Below are 13,931 nucleotides of genomic sequence, written 5' to 3'. Positions count from 1 at the left end.
CGAAGGTCGTGCCTCGCACCTGGGCCAACAGCTCGCGGAACGTCGCGCGCGGGCTCAAGTGGGCGCGCAAGACGAGCGTGTTGACGAAGAAGCCGATGAGGCCTTCGGTCTCCGCCTGGGTGCGGCCCGCGATGGGGGAACCCACGCTGATGTCATCCTGCGCGGAGTAGCGCGACAGGAGCACCTGGAACGCCGCGAGCAACGTCATGAACGGCGTGGCACCTTCCCGCTGTGCCAGGGCCTTGAGCGCGTGAGAGACCTCTGAGGGGATGCGCACGTCCACCGTTGCGCCCCGGTGGGACTGCACGGGCGGTCGCGGGCGGTCCGTGGGCAGCTCCAGCGCGGCGGGAGCTCCGGAGAGCTGCTGCTTCCAGTAGTGGATCTGCGCGTCCAGTGCCTCGCCCTGGAGCCAGTTCCGCTGCCAGGCCGCGAAGTCCGCGTACTGCACGGGCAGCGGCGTGGGGCCGGGGTCCTTGCCGTCATGGAACGCGGAGTACAGCGAGATGAGCTCGCGGACGAGCACACCCATGGACCAGCCGTCGGAGACGATGTGATGCATCGTCACGAGCAACAGATGTGAGTCCTCGGTCAGCCGCACCAACGTGGTGCGCAGCAGCGGTCCCCTGGCGAGGTCGAACGGCTTCCGTGCTTCCTCGTTGGCCAGCCTGCGCGCCTCGTCTTCCCGCAGCGTCTCAGGCCGGGTTGAGAGGTCCACGAGCGGCAGCGTCCAACCACTGGGCGCGTGGACCGCCTGGATGGGCTGGTCCTGATGCTCGTGGAAGGTGGTGCGCAGTGCGTCGTGACGGGCGACGAGCGCCTCGAAGGCACGGCGCAGGGCCTCGATGTCCAGGTGTCCCGAGAGCTGGAGCGCCGTGGGGATGTTGTACGACGCGTCCCCGGGCTGGAGCTGATCCAACAGCCACAGTCGCTGCTGCGCGAAGGACAGCGGCAGCGGACCGTCATGCGAGACGCGGGTGAGCTTCGGAGCCTGGGAGGTGGCGCTCCCGTGCAGCCGCCCGGCGAGCGCCTCCACGGTGGGGGACTCGAAGAGCGCGCGCAGGGGCAACTCCACGCTGAACTCCGCGCGCACGCGAGAGACCACTTGCGTGGCCAGCAGCGAGTGCCCGCCCAGTTCGAAGAAGGAGTCCTTCACGCCCACCTGGGGCAGGCGAAGGACTTCCGCCCAGATGGAGGCCAGCTTCGCTTCGACTTCGGTGCGAGGCGCTTCGTAGGTGTTGCCGGACTGAGGTGCCTCCGGCTCCGGCAGTGCCTTGCGGTCCACCTTGCCGTTGGAGTTGAGGGGCAGGGCGTCCATCACCACGAAGGTGGAGGGCACCATGTACTCAGGGAGGCCCTGCCGCAGGTGGGCCTTGAGGGCTTCCACCTCCAGCGACGCATTCACCTTGGGCGTGACGTAGGCGACCAGCCGCTTGTCGGCGGCCTCACCCTTCGCGACGACGACGGCGTCCTTGAGTCCTGGAGTGCGACGGAGAGCGGCTTCGATTTCGCCCAACTCGATGCGGAAGCCACGCACCTTCACCTGGAAGTCGATGCGGCCGAGGTACTCCAGGCGCCCGTCGAGGCGATAACGGACACGGTCACCCGTGCGGTACATGCGGCCGCCCGGAGGACCGAAGGGCTCGGGGGCGAAGCGCTCCGCAGTGAGTTCCGGACGCAGCAGGTAGCCGCGCGCCTGGCCCTCGCCCGCGAGGTACAGCTCACCTGCGACACCCACGGGCACCGGCTGCAATGAGGCGTCCAGCACATAGGCGCGCGTCGCGGGTAGCGGGCGGCCGATGAGGGGCACTTCGTCACGGCCGACGAGAGAGGCGGTGGAGTAGGTGGTGTCCTCGGACGGGCCGTAGAGGTTGAAGAGCTTCTGCACCGTGGGGACGGCGTAGACCTGCTTCGCCAGCGTCTCCGGGAGGGCTTCACCGGCGAGGTTGATGACACGTACTGAAGGCGGCACCGCGCCCAGGCGCAGCAGCTGCGCCATGGCGGAGGGCACGGTGTTGACGAGGGTGACGTGGGACGCGGTGGGCAGCTCCGCCAGATGCAAGGCGTTGCGTGCCACGACCACCGCACCACCACTGGAGAGCGGCGCGAAGAGCTCGAAGACGGAGAGGTCGAAGTTGAGGCTCGTCGCGGCGAGGGTGCCCTTCAACTCCTCCGGCGAGAATGTAGTCAGGGCCCAGTGGAGGAAGGAGACGGCGTTGCCATGGGAGATGGCGACGCCCTTGGGACGGCCTGTGCTGCCGGAGGTGTAGATGAGGTAGGCGAGGTGTCCGGGGTGGATGTACACCACCGGAGCCGTCGTCGGCTGTTTCGCCAGCTCCGCGTCCGAGTCGAGGCACACCGGCGTGGCGGATGTCTCCGGAAGCGCTGAGAGCAGATGGGAGTGCGCGACGAGTGCAGGGCCCTGGGCGTCCTCGAGCAGCCAGCCCAAGCGCTCACGCGGGTAGCTGGGGTCCAGCGGCACGTAGGCGCCGCCAGCCTTGAGGATGCCGAGAGCGCCGATGACGAGGTCCTCGGTGCGCTCGACGCACAGGCCGACGCGGACTTCGGGCCCGACGCCAAGTCCGCGCAGACGGTGCGCGAGCTGGTTCGCCTTCGCGTCCAGCTCCCGGTACGTCAACTGCCGCTCGGGCGTGATGACGGCCAGCGCATCCGGCGTGCGGCGCACCTGGGCCTCCACCATCGCGGGGATGCTGGACTCCCGCGGCGCCTGCGAGGCAGGCGGATTCCACTCGACGAGGAGCTGCTGGCGCTCCGTGTCGGTGAGCAGGGGCAGGTCGCCAAGCCTCGTGTTCGGCTCTGATGCGATGGCCTCCAGCAGTACGCCGAAGTGTCCGGCCATGCGTTGGATGGTCGCCGCGTCGAACAGGTCCGTCGCGTACTCCAGCGTGCCCGTGATGCCCGTGGGGGCCTCCCTCAGTCCCAGGGAGAGATCGAACTTCGCGGAGCGGGTCTCCAGCGGCAGCGTCCGCATGGACAGCCCCGGCACGCGCAGCACCTCGCCCGGCATGTTCTGCAGGACGAACATGGCCTGGAACAACGGATTGCGGCTCAGGTCGCGCGTGGGCTGCACGGCCTCCACGAGCTTCTCGAAGGGCAGGTGCTGGTGCTCGAAGGCGGCGAGCGTGGTGTCGCGCACCTGGACCAGCAGCGCCCGGAACGTCTTGCGCGGATCCACGTGGGCGCGCAGGACGAGCGTGTTGACGAAGAAGCCGATGAGGCCCTCGGTCTCCGCCTGGGTTCGGCCCGCGATGGGGGAACCCACGCTGATGTCATCCTGCGCGGAGTAGCGCGACAGGAGCACCTGGTAGGCCGCCAGCAGCACCATGAAGGGCGTGGCGCCTTCCTGCTGGGCCAGGGCCTTGAGGGCCTCCACGAGGGGGGCGGGAATCCGCACCTCCACCGTGGCACCCCGGTGCGTCTGCACGGGCGGACGGGGACGGTCCGTGGGCAGCTCCAGCGCCGCCGGCACACCCGCCAACCGCCGCTTCCAGTGAGCCAGCTGCGCGTCCAGGACCTCTCCCTGGAGCCAGTCGCGCTGCCACGTCGCGAAGTCCGCGTACTGCACCGGCAGCGGCGGGAGGGCCGGCGTGCTGCCCGTGCTGAAGGCCTCGTAGAAGGCGGCCATCTCGCGCACGAGGACGCCCATGGACCAGCCGTCGGAGATGACGTGGTGCATGGTCACCAGCAGCACGTGCTCCTCCGCTCCCAGGCGCACCAGCAGCCCGCGCAGCAGCGGTCCCGTGGCGAGCTGGAACGGACGGCGGGCCTCCTCGGCCACGATGCGCCAGGCTTCTTCCTCGCGCTGCTCCTGGGGCAGCGCGCTCAGGTCGACGACGGGCAGCTCCCACGCCACGGAGGTGTGGACTCGCTGCGACGGCGCCTCGTGGGACGCGGCGAGCGTGGTGCGCAGGGACTCGTGGCGGGCGATGAGCGCCTCGAAGGCGCCTCGCAGTGCCGCCACGTCCACCCGGCCCGACAGCCGCAGCGCGGTGGGGACGTTGTATGACGAATCACCCGGCTGGAGCTGATCCAACAGCCACAGGCGCTGCTGGGCGAAGGAGAGCGGCAGGGCCCCCTCGCGGGACACGGGCCTCAGCGGCGGAGCACGAAGCGCGGAGGACGGGGCCTCGTCGAGCTTCGGCGCGAGGGCTTCGACGGTGGGCGCTCCGAACAGGGCTCGCAGCGGCAGCTCCACGCCGAACGCGGCGCGCACGCGCGAGACGAGCTGGGTGGCCAGCAGCGAGTGGCCACCGAGGGCGAAGAAGTCGTCGTGGAGGCCCACGCGCTCCACGCGCAGCACCTCCGCGAAGAGGGCCGCGAGCTGCTCTTCGGTGGCGGTGCGCGGCGCGACGAAGGAGGCCGCGCGCGGTGCGTCCCCCGGTTCGGGCAGGGCCTTGCGGTCCACCTTGCCGTTGGCGTTGAGGGGCAGGTCCTCCAGGACCAGGAGCGAGGCAGGCACCATGTACTCCGGCAGCCGCTGCCGCAGGTGGGCCCGCAGCGCCTCCACGTCCAAGGTGTGGCCTTCGTGCGCGGTGAGATAGCCGATGAGGCGCTTGTCCGCGTCCGAGCCCCGGGCCATGACGACGGCCTCGTTGACGCCCGGGAAGGCGCGCAGGGCGGCTTCGATTTCACCCAGCTCGATGCGGAAGCCGCGCACCTTCACCTGGAAGTCGACGCGGCCCAGGAAGTCGAGCGTGCCGTCCTCCCTCCAGCGGGCCTTGTCGCCCGTGCGGTAGAGCCGCTCGCCCGGAATGGAGGAGAAGGGGTGGGGGACGAAACGCTCCGCGGTCAGGTCGGGGCGGTGCAGGTAGCCCCAGGCGAGGCCCGGGCCACCGACGTACACCTCGCCCGCGACGCCCACGGGCACCGGGTGCAGGTGGGCATCCAGGACGTAGGCGGTGGAGTTGGGGATGGGCCGGCCGATGGACACCGGACCTTCCACCACTGCCCCCCGATGCAACGGCAGCGTGGTGGAGAAGGTCGTGTTCTCCGTCGGGCCGTAGGCGTGCACCAGCGTCGCCCCTTCGGGGAGCCGCGCCAGGTGGTCGCGCAGACGCGCCCAGGGCATCAGCTCACCGCCCGTGAGGACCTGGCGCACCTCCGCCAAGGCTTCGCCCTGGTGCAGGGCCATCTGCTCGAAGAGGGCGGTGGTGAGCCACAGCACCGACACCCGGTGGCGGCGAAGCTGCGTGGCCAGTTCCTCCAGGGAGAGCGCATGGGGCGGAGCGAGGACGAGCTTCGCACCGTGCAGCAGCGCGCCCCAGATTTCGAGCGTTGAGGCGTCGAAGGCAACCGGGGCAGCCTGGAGCCAGACTTCATCCGGCCCGAAGCGCATGAAGGTGCTGCCGAGCACCAGGCGGGTGATACCCCGGTGCGGCACGCAGACGCCCTTGGGACGCCCCGTGGAGCCCGAGGTGAACATGACGTAGGCGAGAGACTCTCCCTCCACGGAGACGTCGAGCGCATGCGTGGGCCGTGCGGCGATGACGTCCTGCTGCGCGTCCAGCCAGACGCGAGTGCCGGAAGCGGGCAGCTTGGAGGCGAAGGGCTGGTGGGTGAGGACGACGCCGACGTCCGCGTCCTCCAGCAAGGTGGCGATGCGCTCCACGGGCGCATTGCGATCCACGGGCACGAAGGCAGCGCCAGCCTTGAGGATGGCGAGGAGCGCCGTCACCAGCTCGAACGAGCGCTCGATGGCGAGGCCCACGCGCGCGCCGGGCATGATGCCGAGGCCGCGCAGGTGATGTGCGAGTTGGTTGGCGCGGGCTTCGAGCTGGGCGTACGTCAGCGACGCCTCCCCCAGCACCAGGGCCACCGCGTCGGGCGTGCTGAGGGCCTGCCGCGCGAAGTGGACGTGGACCGGGACGTCCAGGGGGCTGGCGACGGTGGTGTCGTTCCAGTCCACGAGGATGCGCTGTCGCTCCTCGCGGGAGAGCAGCGACAGCCCGGCCACGGACTGCTCGGGCCTTGAGGCCACGGCCTCCAGCAGGATGCGCAGGTGGCTGGCCATCCGCTCCACCGTGCCCTGCTTGAACAACGCGGTGCTGTACTCCAACCAGCCCACGAAGCCCTGCGCCGAGTCCTGCAACGTCAGGGTGAGGTCGAACTTGGCGGAGCGCGATTCCGCGGCCACCTGCTGGAAGGTGAGGCCCGGGATGCGCAGGTCTTCCAGGGGCGCGTTCTGCAGCGCGAACATCACCTGGAACAGCGGGCTGCGGCTCGCGTCCCGCACGGGCTGCACGGCTTCGACGAGCTTCTCGAAGGGCAGGTGCTGATGCTCGAACGCCGCGAGCGTGGTTCCGCGCACCTGCGCGAGCAACTCGCGGAAGGTCGCGCGTGGATTCACCTGGGCGCGCAGGACGAGCGTGTTGACGAAGAAGCCGATGAGGCCCTCGGTCTCCGCCTGGGTCCGGCCGGCGATGGGCGTGCCCACGCTGACGTCGTCCTGGCCGGAGTAGCGCGCCAGGAACAGCTGCCAGGCCGCGAGCAGCACCATGAAGGGGGTGGCCCCCTCTCGCCCGGCCAGCGCCTTGAGGGCTTCGGACGTCTCCCGTGGAATGCGGACTGCGAGGGACGTGCCCGCGTGTGACTGGATGGACGGGCGCGGATGGTCCGTGGGCAGCGCCAGGGTGGCGGGCGCCCCCGCGAGCTGCTGCTTCCAGTAGGCGAGCTGGGTCTCCAGCGTTTCGCCCTGGAGCCACTGGCGCTGCCGCTCCGCGAAGTCCGCGTACTGCACGGGCAGCGGGGCGAGCGCGGGCGTCTGGCCGGCGCTGAACGCTTCATAGAAGGCGACCAGGTCGCGCACGAGCACGCCCATGGACCAGCCGTCGGAGATGATGTGGTGCATCGTCACGAGCAACAGGTGCTCTTCGGCCGCCAGCCGCACGAGCGCGGTGCGCAGCAGCGGGCCCGTTTCCAGATGGAACGGCTGGTGCGCCTCCTCCTCGAGCTTGCGCCAGGCTTCGGCTTCACGCTGCGCGTCGGGCAGCGCGGACAGGTCCATGAGCGGCAAGGTCCAGGTGGCCGGAGCGTGGACGTGCTGGGTGGCCTGTCCCTGGACTTCGTGCACGGTGGTGCGCAGGGAGTCGTGACGGGTGACGAGCGCTTCGAAGGCGCGGCGCAATGACTCCACGTCCACCGGGCCCGTCAGCCGCAGCGCAGTGGGGAGGTTGTACGACGCGTCTCCCGGCGTGAGCTGATCCAGGAACCAGAGGCGCTGCTGGGCAAAGGACAGCGGTCGCGGGCTGTCCGCCGAAGCCCGGATGAGTGGAGGCAGGTGGTGGCCGGGTGTCCGTGTCCGGAGGCCTTCGGCGAGCGCGGCCACCGTGGGCGCCTCGAAGAGGGCCCGGAGCGGTAACTCCACGCGGAAGGTGGCGCGCACGCGGGAGACGAACTGGGTGGCCAGCAGCGAGTGTCCGCCCAGGGCGAAGAAGTCGTCGTGGATGCCCACGCGCTCCACGCGCAGCACCTGCGCGAAGAGGGCCGCGAGCTGCTCTTCCGTGGGAGTGCGCGGCGCGACATAGGTGGAAGCCTGCGCGGTGCCCTGGGGCGCGGGCAGGGCCTTGCGGTCCACCTTGCCGTTGGCGTTGAGCGGCAGGGCCTCCAGCACCAGGAAGGTGGAGGGCCGCATGTGCTCCGGCAGGAGCTGCTTGAGCCAGTCCTTGAGGACGTCCGTCGTCGGCGCGGAGTTCGTGCCTTCCGTGGGCACCACGTAGGCGACGAGCCGCTTGTCGCCGGGGATGTCCTCGCGCGCCAGCACCACGGCGGCGTGCACCTGGGGATGCTTGAGGAGCGCGGCTTCGACTTCACCCAGCTCGATGCGGAAGCCACGCACCTTCACCTGGAAGTCGGCGCGGCCCAGGTAGTCGAGCATCCCGTCCGCGCGCCAGCGCGCCACGTCGCCCGTGCGGTAGAGGCGCGCGCCCGGGATGGCGGAGAAGGCATCGGGGATGAAGCGCTCCGCCGTCAGGTCGGGGCGGTTGAGGTAGCCGCGGGCCACGCCTTCACCGCCGAGGAAGAGCTCACCCGCGACGCCCACGGGCACCGGGCGAAGGGACTTGTCCAACACGTAAGCACGGACGTTGGACAGGGGCCGACCGATGGTGGGCGACGCAGAGGCGTCGAAGGCGCAGGCGGTGGCGTCGACGGTGCACTCGGTGGGGCCGTAGACGTTGAAGGCGCGCAGACGCGGATGCTGGGCCAGGCGGCTCCAGGTGCCGGGATCCACCGCCTCGCCGCCCACCAGCGCGCGCCGGGGGAGGACGTCCTTCTCCAGCAGGCCTTCATCCATCAGCATGCGCAGGTGCGCGGGAGAGCAGTCGAGGACCTCCAGCGCGTCCTGCCCGATGCGCTTCACCAGCTCACCCGCATCCGAGCGGGCCTCTTCCGGGACGATGCAGAGGGTGTGGCCGTCGAGCACCTGCACGAGCTGCTGGACGGAGGCGTCGAAGGACAGTGGGGCGTTGACGCTGACCCGCTCCGCCGTGCTTCGGCCCTGGTGCACGGTGGTGGCCAGCCCCTGCCGCAGGTTCATCACGGAGCGGTGCTGGATCATCACGCCCTTGGGGCGGCCGGTGCTGCCAGAGGTGTAGATGATGTACGCCAGGTGCTCGGCGGAGACGGCCACGCCGGGGGCTTCGCGGGACTCGGCCGCGAGCTCCTCCGCATCCGGATCGAGGAGGACGACGTGGGCGGTGTGCTGGGGAAGCACGTCGCGCAGGCGCTGCTGGGTGAGCACCACGGGCGCGCCGGTGTCCGTGAGGACGTGGGCGAGCCACTCGCCCGGGTAGCGGAAGTCGAGGGGCACATAGGCGCCGCCGGCTTTGTGGATGCCCAGGATGCCGACGAGGGCCTCCACGGAGCGCTCCACGCACAGCACCACGCGCACGTCGGGGCCGACGCCCAGCTTCACCAGCCGGTGCGCCAGTTGGTTGGAGCGCGCGTCCAGCTCCTGGAAGGTGAGCTGCTGGTCGCGGCAGACGACGGCCAGGGCTTCAGGCGTGCGAAGGGCCTGGGCCGTGAAGGCCTCGTGGAAGCAGGTGTCGCGAGGGAACTCCGCGTCCGTCCTGGTCCAGTCCACGAGGAGCTGCCGGCGCTCTGGAGCCGTGAGCAAGGGCAGGCCCGCGAGCGTCGAGTCCGGCTGCTCGGCGATGGCCTCCAGCAGGACGTCCAGGTGGCCCACCATGCGCTGGACGGTGGCGGCGTCGAAGAGGTCGCTGCTGTATTCCAGCACGCCCATGAAGCCCTGAGGCGAGTCCTGAAGCGTCAGGGACAGGTCGAACTTCGCGGAGTTCGATTCGAGCGGGAGCTGTTCGAACGACAGGCCCGGCACGCGAAGCGCATCCATGGGCGCGTTCTGCAGGGTGAACATCGCCTGGAAGAGCGCGCTGCGACTCAGGTCGCGCACGGGCTGGAGGACCTCCACCAGCTTCTCGAAGGGCAGGTGCTGGTGCTCATAGGCCGCGAGCGTCGTGCCGCGCACCTGCGCCAGCAGCTCCCGGAAGGTCGCGCGTGGATCCACGTGGGCGCGCAGCACCAGCGTGTTGACGAAGAAGCCGATGAGGCCTTCGGTCTCGGCCTGGGTGCGGCCAGCGATGGGAGAACCCACGCTGATGTCGTCCTGGCCGGAGTAGCGCGACAGGAGCACCTGGAAGGCGGAGAGCAGCAGCATGAAAGGCGTGGCGCCTTCTTGCCGGGCCAGGGTCTTGAGGGCCTCGGTCAGCGGCAAGGCGAGCCGCACGGGAACCGTCGCGCCCCGGTGCGACTGCACGGGCGGACGCGGACGGTCCGTGAGCAGCTCCAGCGTGGCGGGAGCCCCCGCGAGCTTCTCCTTCCAATAGGCGAGCTGGGTCTCCAGCGTTTCGCCCTGGAGCCATCCCTGCTGCCACACGGCGAAATCCGAGTACTGCACGGGCAGCAGTGCGAGCGTGGGCGCCTGCTCCGCGTGGAGCGCCGCGTACAGGGCGGTGAGCTCGCGGACGAGGACGCCCATGGACCAGCCGTCCGAGACGATGTGGTGCATCGTCACCAGCAGCAGGTGCTCCGCGTCGCCCAGGCGCACCAGGGAGGTGCGAAGGAGCGGACCCGCTTCCAGGTCGAAGGGACGGTGGGCCTCGAGGTTCGCGAGGCGACGCGCTTCTTCCTGCCGTTGAGGCTCGGGCAGCGAGGACACATCGAGCAGGGAGAGCGTCCACGTCGAAGGCGCGTGGATGCACTGCGCGGGCTGGCCCTGGTGCTCGACAAAGGTGGTGCGCAGCGTTTCATGCCGGGCGACGAGGGTCTCGAAGGCGCGACGAAGGGACTCGACGTCCACGTGGCCCTTCAGCCGGAGGGCGGCGGGGATGTTGTATGCGGCGTTGCCAGGCTGGAGCTGATCCAACAGCCACAGGCGCTGCTGGGCGAAGGACAGCGGGGGCGGGCCTTCGTGCGCGATGCGGGTGAGGGGCGGCAGTCGCGTGCCGGTCGCCGTGAGCTGGAGGCGCTGCGCGAGGGCGGCGATGGTGGGGGCCTCGAAGAGGGCACGAAGCGGCAACTCCACGTCGAGTGCCGCACGCACGCGGGCCACCAACTGCGTGGCGAGCAGCGAGTGGCCACCCAGCTCGAAGAAGTTGTCCGTGCGACCGACAGTGGGCACGCGAAGCACTTCGCTCCACAGGGCCGCGAGCTTCTCCTCCAGCGGCGTCGCCGGGGCCTCGTAGGCGTGCGAAGCCCGAAGCGCGCTCACGTCCGGAGCAGGGAGCGCCTTGCGGTCCACCTTGCCGTTGGACGTCAGCGGCAGCGCGTCCAGAGGGACGAAGGCGGCGGGCACCATGTACTCGGGCAGGTGCTGCTTGAGGTATGCGCGGAGGGCCGTGACGTCGAGGGACTCACCCACGACGTAGGCCACCAACCGTTTGTCACCTGGAGCATCCTCGCGCGCGAGAACGACGGCATCCTTCACAGCGGGGGCTGCGCGCAGGGCGTTCTCGACTTCACCCAGCTCGATGCGGAAGCCGCGCACCTTCACCTGGGCGTCGATGCGGCCGACGAAGTCCAGCTGTCCGTCAGCGCGCCAGCGCACCACGTCGCCCGTGCGGTAGAGACGAGCCCCTTCCTCACCGGAGAAGGCGTCCGGCACGAAGCGCTCGGCGGTGAGGCCCGGGCGTCCCGCATAGCCTCGCGCCACGCCGACGCCGCCAATGTGCAACTCGCCGCGCACGCCCACGGGCACCGGCTGGCCGTGCGGGTCCAACACATAGACGTGTACGTTCGCCAGCGGCTTGCCGATGGACGGCACTTCTCCATCCGCCACCACCTCACCGAAGGTGGCGATGACGGTGGCTTCGGTGGGGCCGTAGGTGTTGAGCAGGCGCCGTCCTGGTGCCCAACGCGCGACGACGTCCGCGGGCAGGGCTTCGCCGCCGGAGATGACGGTGCGCACCTTGGGGAGTCCCTCGGACGACGTGGCTGCCAGTGCCGCGGGGGTGAGGCTGACGACACTCAACTCCTGCTCACGCAGCAGCACGGGCAGCGGCGCGCCCGGCATCAGCTTCTCCAGCGGTGCGAGCACCAGCGAGGCGCCGTTGCAGAGCGTGGTGAAAATCTCCTCCACGGAGAGGTCGAAGCTGAGGCTGGCGAACTGCAACACACGGCTGCCGGGGCCAATGCCGTAGGCCACCGCCTCGTGGGTGACGAGGTTGGCGACGCTGCGGTGCTCCACCGCTGTGCCCTTGGGCGTACCGGTGCTGCCCGAGGTGTAGAGGAGGTACGCCATGTTCGCGGGCGTCACTCCCGTTACGGGCGCATCCGTCGGTTCAGTGGCGAGAGCGCCGCGCTCGGTGTCCAAGCAGAGCGCGCGGGCGTGCAACGCCTCCGGGAAGCGGTCCACGAGCGGCTGCTGAGTGACGAGCACCTGGGCCGCGCTGTCCTCCAGCATGAAGGCCAGACGCTCACGAGGTAGGAGCGGATCCACCGGCACCCAGGCACCACCGGCCTTCAGGATGCCAAGCAGACCGATGACGACATCGAGGGAGCGCTCGACACTGAGTGCAACGCGGACCTCGGGCCCCACGCCACGACGGCGAAGGGCATGGGCGAGCTGATTGGCACGCGCATCCAGCTGCGCGTACGTCAGTTGCGTCCCCTCGAACACAGCGGCCACCGCGTCCGGAGCGAGGCGCACCTGCTCCTCGAAGAGCGAATGCATGCACGCTTCGGGGAACGGCGCGCGCGTGGCGTTCCACTCCACCAGCATCTGCTGGCGCTCTGCTCCCGCGAGCAGTTGCAGCGACGACACGCGGTGATCCGGCTGAGCGACGGCCTCCTGAAGGAGCACACGCAGGTGCTCGGCCATGCGTGCGGCGGTGGAGGCGGTGAAGATGTCGGTGGTGTACTCGAGGTAGCCCTTGAGGCCTGCGTCCGTCTCCAGCACCTGGAGGGTGAGGTCGAACTTGGCGGAGAAGGTGTCGAGCTCCAGGGCCTCCAGCTTCACGCCTTCAACGGAGGCGGAGCCGCGGAAGGAGGCCTGGTAGGTGAGCATCACCTGGAAGAAGGGAGTACGGCCCGGGATGCGCTCGGGCTTCAACTCCTCCACGAGGCGCTCGATGGGCAACTCCTGGTGCTCCTGCGCCCCGAGCACCGTCTCCCGCACCTGACGCAACAGTGTGCGGAAGGACGCCGTGTCCGTCACCCGCGTGCGAAGCACCTGGGCGTTGACGAAGAGGCCGATGAGGCTCTCCACCTCACCACGCGTGCGGCCGGCCATGGGGGAGCCGACGGTGACGTCCTCCTGGCCGGAGTAGCGGGCCATCAGCATCTGCCAGCCCGTCAGCAGCGCCATGTAGAGGGAGGCGCCTTCCTGCTGGGCGAGGGCCTTGAGCGCGTCCGTCAGCTCGCGCGGCAGCAGCACGTCATGCCGGGCGCCTCGGCCGTCGCGGGTGGCGGGGCGGGGGAAGTCGGTGGGCAACTCCAGCGCGGAGGGCACTCCGGCCAGCTGCCGCTTCCAGAAATCGAGCTGCTTCTCCAGCCGGGGCCCCTGCATCCACTCTCGCTGCCAGACGCCGAAGTCCGCGTACTGGATGCCCAGTGGCGGCAGGGGCACTGCCTGCCCTCTCGCGAGCGCGCCGTAGAGCAGCGCCACCTCGCGAACCAGCAGCGTCATGGACCAACCGTCGGAGACGATGTGGTGGACCACCACGACGAGCAGGTGCTCTCCCGGTGCCGACGTCAGAAGCAGCGCGCGCAGCAGCGGGCCCTTCGCGAGGTCGAAGGGCTGGGCAGCGGCTTCACGCGCCAAGCGCCACGCTTCTTCCGGCGGTGAGCCCGTGAGGTCCTTGCGCTCCAGGGTGAGCATCGGCTCCGGGGACACCATCTGCACGGGGCCGGAGACGTCCTCACGGAAGGTGGTGCGAAGCACCTCATGACGGCGCACGACTTCGCGCAGCGCGCGCTCCAGCACGGCCACGTCGAGCGCACCCTCCAGGCGCACCGCCATGGGCACGTTGAAGAGGGAGGTGCCGGGTTGAAGCTGATCAATGAACCAGAGGCGCTGCTGCGCGAAGGACAGCGGCAGCGGGCGCGTGCGGTCCTGCACCGGGATGAGACCCTGCGCGGAGGTGCCCGCGATGGCCTTCTGCGCGGCCACCTTCTTGAGCAACTCGGCGCGCTTTTCCGGTGAGAGGTTGGCGATCCGCTTCGACAGCTCGTGGCTCATCTCGTGTACTCCGCACTGGGGGCCGCCACTGCGTACGAGCACCACTGGAGGCCGTGGCGCTCGCGAAACTCGGGCGTGTTGCTGGTGCCGGATTGACTCCCTGCGCCGCTCTTCCCAAAGAAGCGCGAGGGTGGGTCAAATTCATATGAGTGAGATTATTCCGCCTAAGATGTCCCTGTCATGAGGGCGGATAAGCACCCACTCGAATGAATTCGAGTATTTG

At 69.9% G+C, this 13,931-nt stretch carries 1 protein-coding gene; it reads right to left on the bottom strand.

Features of this window, described 5'->3' with window-relative positions; genetic code table 11:
- Nucleotides 1-13,708: non-ribosomal peptide synthase/polyketide synthase (locus D7Y11_RS16450; RefSeq protein ID WP_126934166.1), on the bottom strand; the 13,708-nt coding region annotated here is incomplete at its 3' end.
- Nucleotides 13,709-13,931: the final 223 nt, after the last annotated feature.

It is taken from the genome of Corallococcus sp. AB018 (genome assembly GCF_003986945.1).
In the GTDB taxonomy this organism is placed as follows: Bacteria; Myxococcota; Myxococcia; order Myxococcales; family Myxococcaceae; genus Corallococcus; species Corallococcus exiguus.
The sequence above is the reverse complement of the archived record's forward strand: the minus strand, read 5'-3'. Positions and strand labels throughout refer to the sequence as shown.